Source organism: Planktothrix tepida PCC 9214, assembly GCF_900009145.1.
GTDB classification, from domain to species: domain Bacteria; phylum Cyanobacteriota; class Cyanobacteriia; order Cyanobacteriales; family Microcoleaceae; genus Planktothrix; species Planktothrix tepida.
This window is the reverse complement of the sequence record NZ_LN889815.1, coordinates 39,057-53,672: the sequence shown is the minus strand read 5'-3', so window position 1 is coordinate 53,672 and position 14,616 is coordinate 39,057. Positions and strand designations below refer to the sequence as shown.

At 41.3% G+C, this 14,616-nt stretch carries 21 protein-coding genes and 1 pseudogene; 6 read left to right on the top strand and 16 right to left on the bottom strand.

Annotated features, from left to right (window positions below):
- The first annotated feature begins 156 nt into the window (after window positions 1-156).
- From PL9214_RS33135 to PL9214_RS32845, 3 genes and pseudogenes are all read left to right on the top strand, one after another.
- Window positions 157-1,341 (top strand): annotated as a pseudogene (locus PL9214_RS33135) (hydroxymethylglutaryl-CoA lyase-like TIM-barrel protein).
- Entirely contained in the window at window positions 1,334-2,392 is a 1,059-nt protein-coding gene (locus tag PL9214_RS26940) for an isocitrate/isopropylmalate dehydrogenase family protein (RefSeq protein ID WP_072722397.1), read from the top strand. Before PL9214_RS33135 ends, PL9214_RS26940 begins: the two are co-directional and overlap by 8 nt.
- Before the next feature lie 8 nt (window positions 2,393-2,400).
- Window positions 2,401-3,162, top strand: a complete 762-nt coding sequence (locus tag PL9214_RS32845) for a hypothetical protein (RefSeq protein WP_281250375.1) — start codon at window positions 2,401-2,403, stop codon at window positions 3,160-3,162.
- On the opposite strand, the gene PL9214_RS26930 is transcribed toward PL9214_RS32845, so the two are convergent.
- The 5 genes from PL9214_RS26930 to PL9214_RS26910 form a co-directional block, all read right to left on the bottom strand.
- Window positions 3,124-4,215, bottom strand: a complete 1,092-nt coding sequence (locus PL9214_RS26930) for a TrpB-like pyridoxal phosphate-dependent enzyme (protein ID WP_439331545.1) — start codon at window positions 4,213-4,215, stop codon at window positions 3,124-3,126. The genes PL9214_RS32845 and PL9214_RS26930 overlap by 39 nt on opposite strands.
- A gap of 305 nt (window positions 4,216-4,520) precedes the next feature.
- Window positions 4,521-5,123: a hypothetical protein gene (locus tag PL9214_RS26925; protein ID WP_072722396.1), complete on the bottom strand. Its 603-nt coding sequence runs from the start codon at window positions 5,121-5,123 to the stop codon at window positions 4,521-4,523.
- Window positions 5,124-5,272: 149 nt separating this feature from the next.
- Window positions 5,273-5,608 carry a XisI protein gene (locus PL9214_RS26920; protein WP_072722395.1) on the bottom strand — a complete coding sequence of 112 codons (336 nt, stop codon included), beginning with the start codon at window positions 5,606-5,608 and terminating at the stop codon, window positions 5,273-5,275.
- A 34-nt stretch (window positions 5,609-5,642) separates the two neighbouring features.
- Window positions 5,643-6,059 carry an HNH endonuclease gene (locus tag PL9214_RS26915; protein WP_072722394.1) on the bottom strand — a complete coding sequence of 139 codons (417 nt, stop codon included), beginning with the start codon at window positions 6,057-6,059 and terminating at the stop codon, window positions 5,643-5,645.
- Complete coding sequence (locus PL9214_RS26910; RefSeq protein WP_072722393.1) at window positions 6,056-6,409, bottom strand: hypothetical protein; 354 nt, start codon at window positions 6,407-6,409, stop codon at window positions 6,056-6,058. Before PL9214_RS26910 ends, PL9214_RS26915 begins: the two co-directional genes overlap by 4 nt.
- Window positions 6,410-6,538: 129 nt before the next feature.
- Between PL9214_RS26910 and PL9214_RS26905 the strand changes: the two genes are divergently transcribed.
- Entirely contained in the window at window positions 6,539-6,916 is a 378-nt protein-coding gene (locus tag PL9214_RS26905; RefSeq protein WP_072722392.1) for a hypothetical protein, read from the top strand.
- Between the two features lie 101 nt (window positions 6,917-7,017).
- Here the strand turns inward: PL9214_RS26905 and PL9214_RS26900 are convergent, their stop codons facing one another.
- The 10 genes from PL9214_RS26900 to PL9214_RS31640 all read right to left on the bottom strand — a co-directional run bounded on the left by PL9214_RS26900 (window position 7,018) and on the right by PL9214_RS31640 (window position 12,483).
- Window positions 7,018-7,335 (bottom strand): hypothetical protein, encoded by a 318-nt coding sequence (locus PL9214_RS26900; protein ID WP_072722391.1) that lies wholly within the window; start codon window positions 7,333-7,335, stop codon window positions 7,018-7,020.
- Between the two features lie 184 nt (window positions 7,336-7,519).
- Window positions 7,520-7,867: a XisI protein gene (locus tag PL9214_RS26895; RefSeq protein ID WP_072722390.1), complete on the bottom strand. Its 348-nt coding sequence runs from the start codon at window positions 7,865-7,867 to the stop codon at window positions 7,520-7,522.
- Window positions 7,855-8,271, bottom strand: coding sequence for an element excision factor XisH family protein (locus tag PL9214_RS26890; RefSeq protein ID WP_083580218.1), 417 nt, complete (start codon window positions 8,269-8,271; stop codon window positions 7,855-7,857). The genes PL9214_RS26895 and PL9214_RS26890 overlap by 13 nt, the downstream gene beginning before the upstream one ends.
- Window positions 8,272-8,327: 56 nt before the next feature.
- Complete coding sequence (locus tag PL9214_RS26885) at window positions 8,328-8,591, bottom strand: hypothetical protein (protein ID WP_367400255.1); 264 nt, start codon at window positions 8,589-8,591, stop codon at window positions 8,328-8,330.
- Between the two features lie 271 nt (window positions 8,592-8,862).
- Window positions 8,863-8,976 (bottom strand): BsuBI/PstI family type II restriction endonuclease, encoded by a 114-nt coding sequence (locus tag PL9214_RS32840; protein WP_222425301.1) that lies wholly within the window; start codon window positions 8,974-8,976, stop codon window positions 8,863-8,865.
- A 4-nt stretch (window positions 8,977-8,980) separates the two neighbouring features.
- Window positions 8,981-9,355 carry a BsuBI/PstI family type II restriction endonuclease gene (locus tag PL9214_RS32025; RefSeq protein WP_222425300.1) on the bottom strand — a complete coding sequence of 125 codons (375 nt, stop codon included), beginning with the start codon at window positions 9,353-9,355 and terminating at the stop codon, window positions 8,981-8,983.
- Window positions 9,334-10,995 (bottom strand): Eco57I restriction-modification methylase domain-containing protein, encoded by a 1,662-nt coding sequence (locus PL9214_RS26880; RefSeq protein ID WP_083580217.1) that lies wholly within the window; start codon window positions 10,993-10,995, stop codon window positions 9,334-9,336. Before PL9214_RS26880 ends, PL9214_RS32025 begins: the two co-directional genes overlap by 22 nt.
- Window positions 10,996-11,120: 125 nt before the next feature.
- Entirely contained in the window at window positions 11,121-12,125 is a 1,005-nt protein-coding gene (locus tag PL9214_RS26875; RefSeq protein WP_072722388.1) for a ParA family protein, read from the bottom strand.
- Window positions 12,122-12,346: a hypothetical protein gene (locus tag PL9214_RS26870; protein ID WP_072722387.1), complete on the bottom strand. Its 225-nt coding sequence runs from the start codon at window positions 12,344-12,346 to the stop codon at window positions 12,122-12,124. Before PL9214_RS26870 ends, PL9214_RS26875 begins: the two co-directional genes overlap by 4 nt.
- Window positions 12,328-12,483: a hypothetical protein gene (locus PL9214_RS31640; protein WP_186440476.1), complete on the bottom strand. Its 156-nt coding sequence runs from the start codon at window positions 12,481-12,483 to the stop codon at window positions 12,328-12,330. The genes PL9214_RS26870 and PL9214_RS31640 overlap by 19 nt, the downstream gene beginning before the upstream one ends.
- Before the next feature lie 176 nt (window positions 12,484-12,659).
- Here PL9214_RS31640 and PL9214_RS26865 point away from each other — a divergent pair, with 176 nt between their 5' ends.
- Window positions 12,660-12,902: a hypothetical protein gene (locus PL9214_RS26865; RefSeq protein WP_245824380.1), complete on the top strand. Its 243-nt coding sequence runs from the start codon at window positions 12,660-12,662 to the stop codon at window positions 12,900-12,902.
- A gap of 107 nt (window positions 12,903-13,009) precedes the next feature.
- Here PL9214_RS26865 and PL9214_RS26860 read toward each other — a convergent pair whose 3' ends face one another.
- Window positions 13,010-13,477: a helix-turn-helix domain-containing protein gene (locus PL9214_RS26860; protein WP_072722385.1), complete on the bottom strand. Its 468-nt coding sequence runs from the start codon at window positions 13,475-13,477 to the stop codon at window positions 13,010-13,012.
- Between the two features lie 60 nt (window positions 13,478-13,537).
- Between PL9214_RS26860 and PL9214_RS26855 the strand changes: the two genes are divergently transcribed.
- The gene (locus PL9214_RS26855) at window positions 13,538-14,431 is read left to right on the top strand and encodes a tyrosine-type recombinase/integrase (protein WP_072722384.1); all 894 of its coding nucleotides are present in this window, start codon (window positions 13,538-13,540) and stop codon (window positions 14,429-14,431) included.
- Window positions 14,432-14,616: the final 185 nt, after the last annotated feature.

Genomic DNA, 14,616 nt, shown 5'->3' with positions numbered 1-14,616 from the left:
ACTCCAAATGTGACAGTCCAAGGGCGGACTGTGGGAACTAAATATTATTACTCAGTTTTCTCGGAAACTGAAGTATTTGTGATCGCTCAAGCTTTAACAAGTTTTTATAAGACAAAGTTACAGTCATAAAAAAAAGAAAATACTTGGACAAACAAGATGTCAACACTTCCCTTAATCATTTCTGACGAAACACTCCGAGATGGCGAACAGCAAGCAGGGCTTTTCTTCCCCTACGAAACTAAAAAAACTTTAGCTAAACTCATCAGCCAAACCGGAGTCCACCAAATAGACATAATGCCAGCCGTTCATGAAACAGAAGAACATTTACTAAAAACCTTAGTGGCAGAAGGTAATAGGAGCATTATGATGGCTGCCACAATGGTCGGCAAACAATTTATCGACCAGGCTATTGCCTGCGGAGTAGAACGAATAATTCTCTTCTATGCTGTTTCAGACCGTCTTTTACTTTTAAGAGATACAGAAGTTCGCAATTTAATAGCACCCCCAGAAAAAATAAAAGATAAAAATCTCCCTAATGAACTTGTCCGCCGCGTCCGCGAAAATATGATTAACAAAGTTTTGGAAAATCTGCGCTAAGCAACAAGTCCAGAAATTGGTTTAAAAGTAGAGTTTGCCGCCGAAGATGCCAGCCGCGCCGACTTTAACTTTTTAGTAGAGTGCATTCGCTCATTCCAACCCTACATCGAACACTTCGTCCTCTGCGACACAATGGGTATCCTCACTCCAGAAAAAACTTATATATGGGTGAGCGACCTCTTAGAATTAAGCGATAATACAGCGTTGGGAGTGCATTTCCATAATGACTTAGGCATGGCTCTCGAAAATACCCTGCAAGCTGTCATCGCGGGAGCTTCAATGATTTCAGGTACATTTCTAGGTATCGGCGAACGCGCCGGAAATATCCCATTAGAACAAGTTTTAAATGGACTCAGATGGCGCTTTGGAATAGAAGTAGAAGGGATTAATTATCAAGCACTCTCCCAAGTAACAAACTATCTCGATTCTCTAGGAGTTCGTCCCGCTCCTCCTTACTCTCAAGCAGCCCTTCGTCACGAAAGCGGCATTCATGTAAATGGCTTTTTACGGGACCCCGACAGCTACCACATTTTTCCTCACGCTTTACCTGAAATTTGGTTTGGCAAATGCAGTGGAGCCAGCAATTTTCAATACTTGTTTGAAAAACAATTAAACCAACCTCTCTCCCCTCAAGAATATAACCAAATGCGAGATAAAATTAAATTCTTTTCCATTCAAGAGCAACGGTGTTTCTCACCTGAAGAGATAGTCTCGCTATTCAAACAAGGATTTTTCAATGACTGAGCCGTATCGCGTGGTAGCACTACCCGGCGAAGGAATCGGGCCAGAAGTAGTAGAAGCTTCCTTAAAAGTTCTCCAACATTTAGCCCAAATAGAAGGTTTTTCTTTAGTTATAAATTATGGCTTAATCGGACAACCCGCCTTCGAGAAATTTGGCAACTTTTTCCCCCCACAAACAGCACAAATATGCGAAGGTTCTGATGGAATTCTATTCGGAGCAGTGACAAAAGGTGGTATTCTCGAACTCCGCCAACACTTCGACTTCTTTATCAACCTTCGCCCCGTGCGTCCCTTTGAAACTTTATTGAATAAATCTAGCCTCCAGCCCCAAAAGATTCAAGGACTCGATATCTTATTCGTGCGGGAACTGGTAAGCGGAATATATTTTGGCCCATCAGGACGAGAGCGAGACGAAAATGGGTCTTATGGCTATCACACCATGAAATACTACGATTGGCAAATCAGCCGCATTGCTAGAGTCGCTCTCCAAAAGGCTAAAGAACGCCGAGGTTTACTCACCCTCGCTCACAAGGAAAACGCTCTCCCACAAATACCTTGGAGCCGTTTAGTGCAGGAGGAAGCCAAGCATTTCCCAGATATTGTAGTGGAACCGATGTTAGTCGATAACTTAGCCATGCAACTGGTACGGGAGCCAAAGCGATTTGATGTGATTCTAGCCGGAAATCTATTTGGAGATATCCTGAGCGATATCGGAGGGGCATTGGTAGGTTCCATTGGGCTATTACCCTCTGCTAGTATTAACGAGCGAGGATTCGGTCTTTATGAGGCTATACACGGTACAGCACCAGATATTGCTGGGAAAGGTATTGCCAATCCTTTAGGAACGATGGGAGCAGTTGTATTGATGCTCCAACAGTGGGGAGAAACCAATGCTGCTACTCGTCTAATTCAAGCTATAGAAAGAGTTCTAGCTTTGGGCTACCGCACGGCTGACTTAACTCCCCAAGGTGAAGAAATCTTAGTGAATACAGCAACTTTAACTGAACTGATAATTCAACAACTATCTGAATTAGCTTTGACAAATAAAGAGTAAGAAAATTTATGAAAAACGAACCGAAAGTGTTAATTCTTGCAGATGATATTAATACCGATGATATTATACCAGCAAAACGGTGTACGACTGCCGAGCCAGAGTATTTAAAACAGTATGCTTTTGAACATTTGATTGGTGAAGGTAATCTTCTGGGCTATGACGAAATTGTAGCAGGACGCAATTTCGGCTGCGGTTCTAGTCGAGAAAATGCGCCCATTGCTATTAAAGCTGCGGGTATTAAAAAAGTCCGCGCTCACTCTTTTGCAGAAATATTCTACCGCAATAGTATCAATATTGGTCTAACACTAGAAATTGACTCCCAAAATCAAGATAATCCAGTCGTTGAAGCGATTGTGAATGCAGGTGGTTTAATTCCTTTTAACCAAAAGCGCCAAAAAGGTGGAATTTCTCTTCCTAAAAGTGCCACTTCTGCTAGAGCAATGACTATGGCAGAAAAACTTTTAGCACGCGCTTCTGGAAACAATTACGTACAGCCGGGAGAAACGGTTTTTGTTAAGGTCGATTTAGCGATGTCTCATGATGCTGTAGCTGCGCCTGTTGCTAAGGTTTTTTACGAACAATTTGGGGAAGATGCTAAACTTTGGAATGCGAATCGGGTTGTTTTAGTAGCGGATCACTTTATTCAAGTTAACGATCTGCGGGTAGACCCGAAAGCTACTTTACAATATTCGGAAATGGTGCAGTTTGCGCGAACGCAAGGTTGTCATTTATTAGATATTGTTTCGCNATCCCGCCGCGAAACAACCTAACTGATATTCTGCACGCGGTTTCGCTAATCCCAAATTCACGATATGACTAACCAAGGGAGCCATCCCATGATAACGCAAGCCACCTGCATGAATGCCTTCCGGTACAAACGTGCTACCCAAAGTGTGCATTTTTACTAATGGCGTTAAGTGAGCCGTATCGCCAAAATCATAAGCGTATTTGCCACGAGTCAGAGTAGGGCAAGCCGCAGGTTCTACAGCAATAATCTCCACATCTCTTTCACCTCGTAGCTTTGCACCCAGAAACGGAAAAGCAATCCCAGCGAAATTACTCCCCCCACCCGTACAGCCGACTACAATATCTGGATAGTCACCTGCCATTTCCAGTTGTGCTAAAGCTTCCAAGCCAATTACGGTTTGGTGCAGTAAAACGTGGTTAAGAACACTACCCAAAGCATACTTAGCCCCGTCATCTTGGGCGGCAATTTCCACCGCTTCACTAATCGCAATTCCCAAACTCCCCGTGCTATTTGGGTGTGATGCTAAGATTGAGCGCCCAGCCTGCGTTTCTTCGCTGGGACTAGCCACAACTCTTGCTCCGTAAGTTTCCATCAACGCACGACGATAGGGCTTTTGCTGATAGCTGACTTTCACCATATAAACTAACACTTCCAGCCCAAACAATGCCCCCGCAAATGCCAGGGAAGAACCCCACTGTCCGGCTCCGGTTTCCGTTGTTAATCGTTGTACCCCTGCTTGTTTGTTATAGTAAGCTTGTGCAACAGCAGTATTCGGTTTATGACTTCCGGCTGGGCTAACACCTTCGTATTTATAGTAAATTTTGGCGGGAGTATCGAGGGCTTTTTCCAATCTGCGAGCGCGATACAGTGGAGTAGGCCGCCATTGACGATAAATGGATTGTACTTCGTCTGGTATTTCAATCCACCGTTCCTGAGTAACTTCCTGTTCAATTAAACTGGGTGGAAATAGGGGAGCCAAGTCATCGGGAGTAATAGGTTGACCTGTACCGGGATGAAGGACAGGGGGTAGAGGTGTGGATAAATCTGCCTGAATGTTATACCAAGCAGTAGGCATTCGATCTTCTGACAGCAGGTATTTGATAGTGTCCATTCTAGTTTGGAAAATTTTTTGAGTTCAGCTTTTTATTGTCGCTGATCGTTTCCCCAATACCAATCCTTGTTCAATTTTAGAAATGCTGTCTGATTAACCGCTCATAATCGCTCATAACCGCTCATAACCGCTCATATATAGCACTACGCGCAAGGGAACAGGGAACACTTCGACAAGCGAGCGTGCTTCGCAGTAAGAAGTGAAAGGGTTTGAGAATTCAGAAATGTCAAACACCGTAATGGGTAGTGCTATATACCAAATCGCAATCCTCAGCCATTTTGCACCATCCAAACCAGAAAACCCAAAATTTGCTCAACTGGTGGTAGTGGATAATCAGTCAAATCAATCGTCACAGTTTGCTCTTCTAGTTTGAGAAACCGCCAAACTGTACCGCTCGTCACTGTTCCGTAAATCGTTGAAATCGGCTGCTGTTTCTGTTGATTAAACCGTTGGGAAGCCACCATTTCTGCTAAACATTGTCCCAGTCCGGGTTTCAAATCTTCCTTCTTCGCTTCCACCAAAACCACCGCAGGCGCTTTAATAAACAACTGTTCTGGAGAGCGACTAATTAGAAAATCCACATAACCCGTCAAATCAACCTCGGGCTGCACGTTGAATTCTTCACCCGAAAAAACACTAACTTGTCCCTTAAGCTGACGTTTGACTTCTAACAAAACGGGATTGATAATCGCTTCAGAACGAGCTTTTTCACTCCCCACTGCGATCGCCCAAGGTAACGATTCTTTCAACGTATCTTTGAGCAAAGCAGTTGGATTGACTGGGGAAATCTCAGGCAGAAAGCGATCGCCTTCAACAATCGTGAGTTGAAAATCATCTACCGCTTTACTCAGTGTAAATTTACTATAAGGCATAAAAGTTTTCCCAATCTGTTTATAAATTTAAAAGACCTCGAATTTGACACTCTCCTAACAGATTTTTGATGCCCTAAATTATACAATTCCTTGACAAGCTAATCGAGTATTATTTTTAGGCTTATTCCTTTCCAACTCATATTGAAATTTTAAGCAATAGCGTATCCAGTGTGTTGTCGCACATCAGGTGAATGAAACGCCAGAACAATTTTATCTTTGGGAACTCCAGCAGCAACCAGTTCGCCAGTAATACCGTCTTCTATGCCGTCTCTTTGAATCCAGATTTTGCCATCAATTATTTCGACGTGAACAACACAACCGTGAATTCTGCGCTTGCCATCCCAACCTGAATTCATCAGTAAGAAGTTGTTGCGCTCTCGATCAATAATCAACTTACTTTCGATCTGTCCATGACTGTAAGGAATGCGATGGTGCGTTTCGAGAATACGTTCAATAATATCTCGATATTCATCTACTCTATCCATTTTACAACCTCCACTTTTAAATTTAGAATTTGTACTAGATAAAATTTGAACCGGAATTTGCTTGATGAATGCGACGACGTTCGATGATACGTTCTTCACTATTTAATTGTAATAAAGCAACCGTTGTGCGACCGAATGGGGTTAATCCAATCAAGCGATGATCTTCAAGCCGAAAATGCTCAGTCCAAGATTGGGTACGGGGGTGAAATAGAAAGCTGAATTGTCCGGTTTGCGGATCAAATGACCCCAAATCACTACCTTTATAACGGTTACATCGCCAACAGGAATAGGCTAAATTTTCAGCCTCCGTTGCTCCACCATGTTTTTCAGCGATGACGTGATCTACTTCATGGGGGAAGAAACTTAAATCGGCTGGGAGCTGACAGTATTCACAACAAAAACTAGCCCGTTCTTCTACAAGGCGACGCAGTTGGGCTGGAATATAAGTCATGGATGAGATTGACCCGTTAGAAAAGGTAAATTGCCTGCTTTTAACAAAATCATCAAATGTTCAATGCGTTCATATTCATCGAGTTCCTGTTGTTCGGCGGGAGTTAAATCACCCCCTTGACGACGACTTAACAGGGTCAGTAACCGAGACTGCATTTCCGGTGTAGGACGAAATTCAGCAACTTGGGTGGGGGTAGGTTGACTACTAAGGAAATTGAGAATATAGCGATAAACTTGAGCCGGAAGAGGCGGTTGCACCAAACATTGACGCAACAGTTCAGGAAGTTGGTCTCCCAGTTGCATCAGTTGGGTGGAGAGATCGTCGGGAACTTCAATGGTAATTTGAGCCATTATTTTAGTCAAACAGTTTTGATAGAGAGACTTGAGTTAGTCGTTATTAATTATAGTGGACTTGAATTACAATAAAATAGGTTTCACACTCAACCAAACCTAACTTAGCCTTAACTTTTGCGTAGCTTTATGGTTCAGCGGATAGAGGAAATATTGGGTACGACAATTACTGAGTATACTCCCAATGCTATTAAATTTCAAGGCTTGTCCTTAGAGACATTACAACAGATTCTTGAAGAGAGATACACCACACCCTCGGCAAATTTTAATGCGGCTCCATCTGTGAGTTCATGTATTAAATTTGGACAGCGATGTCAAAAACAAGGAGTCATACCAACTTTTGATGGCATAGCATTTCCTGACGAAGCAGCGCTAGATTTAGTGATTGATGCAATAACAGTTGTTGGTGTAAAAGACTTAGATTTCGCAGGTGAATTTGTGCGATTTGTTTGGGGTTGCGATGAAATTGAAATCAATTCTCAAAAATTGTATGCTTGGTGGGATTAACTTCAAACTTAGTCAAGCCATATGAAATTCAAAAAAAATACGATATATTCTTTGGGATGGAGGAGGTTTTTAGGCGATCGCATTCTGTCAAAGCAATACAATTAGGGTTGGCTTTTATCTCGTTGAATAAACTCATCCAAAAGTTGAAAGAAATAATCAAATCCTGCTTTTTCATCAATACAGGTGAGCAAAATAATTTTGTCCCAAGCATTTACTGTACGAATTGATAAGCGATTTTGTAGCCAGGGTTGGAAGTTTTTGTAAAAGTCACTTTCGGCTTCTGTATTGACGATACCTACTTCTGAGCGTGCAAAGCGATAGCCTTGAATAAACATCTGCAAATTTGTAATAGAGGATGATCCCAGGTATAATCCGGGTTTGCTTTTAATTTTTTCTAGTAGCTCAAATAATGTACTCATTCTGAATTAGCTCCATTGAATTGCACTTCTAAAACTCTTCAATCACTTCCGCTTCAAATTCATTAGATAGAGACGTAAAATCGTTTACCCAGTTTTCCGGTGAAAGTCCAAATCTAGAAAGGTTGTCAAAAATTTTTCCATAGACTTCAACACCATAGCGATCGCCTTTTTAATCCTTCTGCTTTTAGCCCACAGCATAGTCGCTCATTTCCCGCATGAAAGGAGGATAAAAACCTAACACAATATCTTGTTTTGGTACACCCAAATCAACTAAATCTGCCCCAATATCATGTTCCGTTGAATTGTAAAAAATCCAGATTTTCTCGTTCCGAATATCCAGATGTATTATACAATCATGTACCCACCGCTTATGCTGCCAACCTAGATGCACAATTTGATAATGATTTCGCTGGGTATCAAAAATAGTCTCCACCTCAAAATCGCCATAAGCCGGTTTAACTTCTGCATAACCTATCAACAATTGCTGCACAATTTGCTGATAGTTCGTTAATTTATCTGTTATTTCTTCCATCGTGAAATTTGCTCCAATTCAATATTATAAACCATTATTTTTACGGAATTTTCTTGCAGCATTGAGGCGGGAAAATCAAGTTGAAAGAAGCTGTTATAGACTAGCTCAGGTACGGCTAGATAGAGAATGCGCTCCGGCTCTTCGCGACGCAATGCAGCCCGATAGTTAATATACTGCCCCAGCGCTGTATGAAACTCGGAAATTGCCGATGTATTAGCTAAAAAACTTTTAACTTCCACTGCAATTTTCTCCTCTCCTCGCTCCGCAGCTAGTAATCTTTCAGCCCCTAAATCAATTTCCATATCTACACCACCTACTTTAATCTGAAACGGATCGCGAGTCACATTCCACCCCTCCTTAGCCAGAGCCTTCTTAACAACTTGATGAAAACGATCCTTAGCCACAATAGATAATCTGATTTAGAGGTGTAGTTCCAAGCTATTATACCAAATCGCCATCCTCAGCCATTTTGCACCATCCAAACCAGAAAACCCAAAATTTGCTCAACCGGAGGGAGTGGATAATCATTCAAGTCAATGGTTACAGTTTGCTCTTCTAGTTTGAGAAACCGCCAAACTGTACCGCTCGTCACTGTTCCATAAATCGTTGAAATCGGTTGCTGCTTCTGTTGATTAAACCGTTGTGCGGCTACCATCTCTGCTAAACATTGTCCCAGTCCGGGTTTCAAATCTTCCTTCTTCGCTGTAAATTTACTATAAAGCATAAAGGTTTACGCAATTTATTTATCAATTTAAAAGACGTAGAATTTAACATTCTCCTAACAGATTGTTGATGCCCTAAATTATACAACTCCTTGACAAGCTAATCGAGTATTTTTTTTAGGCTTATTCCTTTCCACATTGGAACTTCAATGGTAATTTGAGCCATTGTTTAGTCAAACAGTTTTGATAGAGAGACTTGAGTTAGTCCTTATTAATTATACCTGAGTGATATTTAAATTTAGCCGAATGTTCCAAGAATTAACCCTAATTTTTTTACTTTGTATAAAGTTGTAAAAGGTGCTGACCGTTAAAATGAATTAAATGTGTAGCATCTTCCGCAACCCAAACATCTGTTTCCCAAGCAATTTCTGTCAGAAATCCCACCATCGCTTTATTTCAAAAATGCTGTTACCATAACGAGAGGAATTGTTGAATTTTTGAATAAATTTTCAAGCTCATTCTTCCGTTTTGCATTAATAGGGCCATGAGAAGTCACAGCTTCTATCAAAATCAGCCAATTTGTCTCTATGAAATGAATGATTACATCTGGCATTTTACCATGAGAATCTATTTGGATACCTAACTCAGCGATTGCATCTTCATTGAAGTAGGCAAATTTCTCATCTGTATCTCCGACATAAAGTAATTTGCCTTCCGGTGTAAATCTAGGCGCAAATTCATGAATAATTTTTTCAATTAAAACATTTTGTCCTCCCGGTGAAAGAGTTTTTACTTCTCCTTCAATTACAATTGGAATTCGAGCCATTTGTCGTTCATTAGCATAGCAATGTGGGATTTAATGCCAATAGAATTACTTTCTCTGGAATTCGTCATTTTTAAAATATCTTGCTGAATGAGTTCATCAATACTTTGTTGAGATGGAAATGAATTGCCGATTTTTTCTCCCCATTCTAAGAGTTGTTCTAAGGTAGGATATTTGAGATTTCGCAAGTCAGTTGCATTAACTTGAGTATTCCCATTAAATAAGCGAAAGAATGAATCGACTAAAGTTGAATTTAAGTAAGCCGTTAGTCCTCTTGCTAAAGAAAGGGGTAATCCTTTACCCTGGTGATGAAAATAGTTTAGATGGTTTTCAAAACCCACCCATTGACTATTGAGAGAATTAGCATCATAAACAACAGCAACAACTCGCTTCTTTTCCTCTTTAGCAGAAAACCTCCTCGTCAAAACATAATGTTCATTCGGAACCAACAAATTAGCCGTCTGTTCAGTCTGAACTAAAGCTTGATGTTTTTGGGTTGATGTTGGATATTCAAGATACCCCTTAGAACAATGAACTGGATAAATCAAAGGAACAGTTCCAGCTTCGGGTAAAAGTCGCAAGTATTCTTTAGCTCGAAAATCTACAACTCGTCCTGTTGAAACACACAGCCCTAAATCTAATAAGGTACACTGAAAAGAAGCCATAAGTTCTAGGATTTCTTGACTGTAGGCATCTGGTACAATACGAATAAACTGTTCAGGATCATCAGGATGAACAACTGTTGTATAAGGTACAGTATGAGTTCTAATCAAATCATCATCTGCACTACAACTGCTATTAATCAACACTGTAGATTCTTTTTCTACCTGTTTAATCGCATAAAAAATCATCGTCTCTTGAAGAACAGCTTGGTCATTAAAAGGCAAGAGTCGAGAATCAAAGAGATGAACTTGGCGTAATGCCATATCCCTTAAAAACCGCTTCCGAAACTCCCGAAAATATAAACCATTACAAAAACTTCTAGGGGTAATTGCAACAAGTTCTCCCCCATCACTCAAAAGTTGGGTTGCAACTTGAATAAAACCGGGATAAATATTACTGGTTTCTAAATTAATTGAACGGAGTAAAGAGCGATATTTTGAATGAGCATTAATTTTAAAATAAGGAGGGTTAATAATAGCGTGCGTAAAGCAGAGTTTTTCTGAAACACTAAATAAATTAGGTTGTAATTGATTAACACCTTCTTCGATAAAATCGAGCGTCTGAATTTCCCAATGCAATGAAATCTTGTAAGATTCACATTGCTGGGTGCATAACTCCAAGGTTTGCTTTAAATAGTCCTTGAGAGAGGGGTCAATTTCATAAGCAATAATTCGCAGAGAATCAGGAGGTTTAGGTTGTTGGCAAACCGTTGAAACAAAAGCAGCAGATAAAGAACCAATTCCCGCACCCGCATCCAATAAAGAAATCTCAGGTGAATTTAAGTTTTGAAACATTCGAGCCATCAGGTCGGCTACTGGAAAAGGTGTAAAAAACTGACCCCATTTCTGTTGCTTGACCTTATCGATTTTTTGAGTAATTTTCAAACGCAATAAATCAACTTCATTAAGGAAGGCGGTATTAGAAGAATATTGAATCGGTTTGGAGGTTTGAATTTGACTTAACGTTAAGTTTAAACTCATTTTAAATTAGATTATATCAGAATTGAGTAGCCAGGTTGAGAATTTCTTCTCGTTTTTGTTGTAATAAGTTTCTTAAATTCATCATTTAAACTGTTGATAATTTTTTTCAATTTTAGCATATTTTCTTAGGTTAAATAGTTTATTGGAGTTTGTACTAATACAGCAATTTTTCGAGCGAGTTGATTAAAGTCTCGGTAAGCACTTTGTACAACTTGAAGATGAGCACCCATCGCTCCATCTGCGGGTTTAAGATGAAACATTGGTTTGCGAGCTTCTTGAGCCAGAGGCATGAGACTTTGATAGTGTTTTAGTAAGGCTAAACAGTAGGGATCTTCTGATAGCAATAGGTTACTATTTCCTTCCTCCATTAATACGGCTTCCCGATAAACATGAGGAATTCCAGCCATCCATCGTTGATAAGCTTTAACTGGACGGTCTAGCCTTACAGAATGTTGCAGAACAATATACCCAAGCGGTTGCATTTGACCCGTTGGAAGTCCTAAATCAGAGACAGGATTCTTTGCTAATTGTTCGTTCCATTCTTCTCGCCAGCGTCTAAGAGTTGGGCCGAGATTTTTCCATCCTTGCAGTGAGAATAAATCAGGGGATAGAGGAACAATTACATAATCAGATGCAATTAAAGCAGCCCGGTTAATCGCTCCTAAATTGGGGCCAAGGTCTGCCAAAATAATATCAGCTTGATGGGTTTCACCAGCAGCCTGTAACAGTCGCCAAAAAGCAGAAATGACCCGAAAAGAACGTTCTTTTCTATCCATACATCCTGACCATTCTGCGGAAAAATCATCTTCAAATCCAGAAAGTAATAAATCTCCCACCAGTAAAGCTAAATTTTCTTCAATTAGCTCTAATTGTGGAGTGGCAATATCGCCAATTCCTCTAATTAAAGGTTGCACACAACGAAATATAGTGTTGGGTTGTTGGCTTTCTTCCCAAATTTCTTCTAATCGGTTTTCATCTACAAATGCGGCAGTAAGATTAGCTTGGGGGTCTAAATCTGCTGCTACAACCCGCAGTCCTAAATCAGAATACATCCAGGCTAAATGGTAAACTAACGAAGTTGTTCCAACCCCGCCTTTATTATTAAAAAAAGTAATGATGGGAACCGTCATGGATGCCTCCTGATAATCACTAATTGAATATAAGCACCAGGAACGAATTGTCTGGGCTCTTTACCGATTACTAAAGCACCTAAGTTAGTTGGAAAAATAGGAGTCTGGATACGGGTTGTAAACCGAACTGATGCTAATTGTTGTTCAACAGTTCTTTGATTTTGTTCTAAGATATCAGATTCTAAATCTTGTAATAAACTCTCTAATTGCGAATTATCCATAAATCGATATCAAGCCAATAGCGATCGCGCAAGTTACAAGCACTCACCCACTCGTTTACTGTAGCACCGTTAGCTTGTTCGTAGGCGATTAGTAGCCGCCGTCTGGGACGGCATCGCAACTCTATAGAGCTACGCATTACAGTTAGAACAATTCTAAATCCTGAAACCCTTTCATTACTTACTGTTCCCTGTTCCCTAGAGGTTTTATCTTGGTATAATCAACAAGGCGTTCGCTATTTAACGCCAGAAGAACAGTTAGCGTTGTATCGAGAACGGTTTGGAGAATTATAAATTTGTTCAATTTTAGGAGTAAATGATGACTTCTACAATAGCTCTACAAAATATCGCAGTTTCTTTACCTGTTTTTACTGAATTGGAACAGAAAGAACGATTTTTATTTGTTTTGGGTGCGTTAACCGTTAGAGTGATAAGTTTGAGGAAAGCTGCGGAAGTGATGAATTTAGATGAAGCGGGATTATTGCAAATTTTAGATTTATTAGGAATCGAATTTTCCTATTTAGAGGATGAAGATATTCAACGGGAAAAGGACTGGTAAACGCTGTGAAAATTGTGATTAACTCATCCCCGTTAATTTTTCTCGGTAAATTAGAGTTTTTTGAATTAACTCCCTAACCTCAACAACCGCGAATCACCAACCCTTACTCAAGCTTTGTGCTTTCCATCCCGATAAGACTGACCACACATCGGACAAAAGCGATATTGCTCAGACGTGATGGGATGAGAACACTTAGGACAGCGATCGCACAGACCCTCCCCACACAAAAAACAAAACTTAGCCCTAGGGTCAGTCCACCCCAACTCCGGTACCGTCCCCGGTGTCCAACAGTGCAGACACAGTTTCAGGGAATGAGACACCTCCACCCCCGTCCCTCGCACCGCCGCCTCCAAATACGCCACCGGAACCCCCAAAACCTGAGCCAGACCCTGTTTTGCCTTCTGACTCAGACGAGTCGTTAACCCTCGCTCAATCTTGCCAATACTTTGCAAATGCAACCCACACCCTTGCGCCAACTGTTCTTGACTCAGACGCTTCAGTCCTCGCAGCCGTCGCACGTATTCACCCAGCGTTTCCTCGGGTTGGGGCAGAAATTCCGATGTTAAAGTGTGCATTAAAATATGCTAAAAACAGTAAGTATTAACCTCTCCTTATTTCAGCATAATTTCCTTTTTATGACAACCACAATTGCTACAATTGCCAGTCAATTTTTACAGCGTCCTGAACTCTCCCCCGCGACTAAAAAGTCTTATGAACTCACCCTAATTTCCTTTCTGCAACAGTATGGATATCGGGAGATTAAAACGCTAGATCGTCAACAAGTGCGCGACTACCTCGACTCCTTAACCCACCTGAGTTACACCACCCACCGTCGCCATCAACGTATCCTCATCGCCCTCATGAACTTTGCCGTCGATGAAGGCTATATCCCCCTCAACCCCATCGCCCGCCTCAAACCGAGAAAACCTGATGCTGAACAAGGAGAACACCACGAAGACAGCACGATCCGTTACCTCAAACCCGAACAACTCAACGCCCTGTATCAAGCCATCCGCCACCTCTGCAACTGGCGACTGATGGCCTTAGTGCGTTTGCTGCACCGCAGTGGGGCAAGAGTCAGTGAAGTTCTCGCCTTAGATCTCGATCAAATCAACTTCTCCGACCGCAAATTTCAAGTCATCGGTAAAGGCAATAAACGACGCTGGTGCTTCTACAGCCTTGATGCCGCCGCAGCCTTAGACCGTTACCTTCAAGGCCCTCGTTGCCCTCATCCCCAAGCATTATTTGTCGCCCAGCACCCCAAAACCCTCCACCTCACCCGCCTCAGCTACAGCCAAGCTTATCAAGACTGGAAAGAGGCGATCGCCCTTGTCCCTACACTTCAAGAGGCCAGATTGCATGATTTAAGACATACTTTTGCCACCGAGCGAGTTGGGCTAATGGGTTTAGAAGAATTACGGGCGTTGATGGGACATAGTAGTATCCAGACGACGTTACAGTATCAACAAGTGACTTCAGAGAAAGCGGAATTAATTGCTCAAACGGCTTTAGAAAAGTTGCTCGACTAATTGAACTAAAAAGCTGTAACTTTATCTTAAACCCAAGAGTATTAATACTACTCTTGGGGAAGGGGGTGATGAGAGATGTTGATAGAAAAGTCATAACAGTGCTGCAAAGGGATAGGCAGCACTGTTATAGTCGATGTCTTTCACTTAGAGCTAATTTTCTTGCTCACTTTGCATAAAACGAAGGG

Coding starts and splice junctions, on each gene's coding strand:
- PL9214_RS26940 (WP_072722397.1), top strand. CDS start 1,334: ATGACTGAGCCGTATCGCGTGGTAGCACTACCCGGCGAAGGAATCGGG.
- PL9214_RS26925 (WP_072722396.1), bottom strand. CDS start 5,123: ATGCCTTATAGTAAATTTACACTGAGTAAAGCGGTAGATGATTTTCAA.
- PL9214_RS26920 (WP_072722395.1), bottom strand. CDS start 5,608: ATGGATAGAGTAGATGAATATCGAGATATTATTGAACGTATTCTCGAA.
- PL9214_RS26915 (WP_072722394.1), bottom strand. CDS start 6,059: ATGACTTATATTCCAGCCCAACTGCGTCGCCTTGTAGAAGAACGGGCT.
- PL9214_RS26910 (WP_072722393.1), bottom strand. CDS start 6,409: ATGGCTCAAATTACCATTGAAGTTCCCGACGATCTCTCCACCCAACTG.
- PL9214_RS26905 (WP_072722392.1), top strand. CDS start 6,539: ATGGTTCAGCGGATAGAGGAAATATTGGGTACGACAATTACTGAGTAT.
- PL9214_RS26900 (WP_072722391.1), bottom strand. CDS start 7,335: ATGAGTACATTATTTGAGCTACTAGAAAAAATTAAAAGCAAACCCGGA.
- PL9214_RS26895 (WP_072722390.1), bottom strand. CDS start 7,867: ATGGAAGAAATAACAGATAAATTAACGAACTATCAGCAAATTGTGCAG.
- PL9214_RS26885 (WP_367400255.1), bottom strand. CDS start 8,591: ATGCTTTATAGTAAATTTACAGCGAAGAAGGAAGATTTGAAACCCGGA.
- PL9214_RS32840 (WP_222425301.1), bottom strand. CDS start 8,976: ATGGTGGGATTTCTGACAGAAATTGCTTGGGAAACAGATGTTTGGGTT.
- PL9214_RS32025 (WP_222425300.1), bottom strand. CDS start 9,355: ATGGCTCGAATTCCAATTGTAATTGAAGGAGAAGTAAAAACTCTTTCA.
- PL9214_RS26880 (WP_083580217.1), bottom strand. CDS start 10,995: ATGAGTTTAAACTTAACGTTAAGTCAAATTCAAACCTCCAAACCGATT.
- PL9214_RS26875 (WP_072722388.1), bottom strand. CDS start 12,125: ATGACGGTTCCCATCATTACTTTTTTTAATAATAAAGGCGGGGTTGGA.
- PL9214_RS26870 (WP_072722387.1), bottom strand. CDS start 12,346: ATGGATAATTCGCAATTAGAGAGTTTATTACAAGATTTAGAATCTGAT.
- PL9214_RS31640 (WP_186440476.1), bottom strand. CDS start 12,483: ATGCGTAGCTCTATAGAGTTGCGATGCCGTCCCAGACGGCGGCTACTA.
- PL9214_RS26865 (WP_245824380.1), top strand. CDS start 12,660: ATGATGACTTCTACAATAGCTCTACAAAATATCGCAGTTTCTTTACCT.
- PL9214_RS26860 (WP_072722385.1), bottom strand. CDS start 13,477: ATGCACACTTTAACATCGGAATTTCTGCCCCAACCCGAGGAAACGCTG.
- PL9214_RS26855 (WP_072722384.1), top strand. CDS start 13,538: ATGACAACCACAATTGCTACAATTGCCAGTCAATTTTTACAGCGTCCT.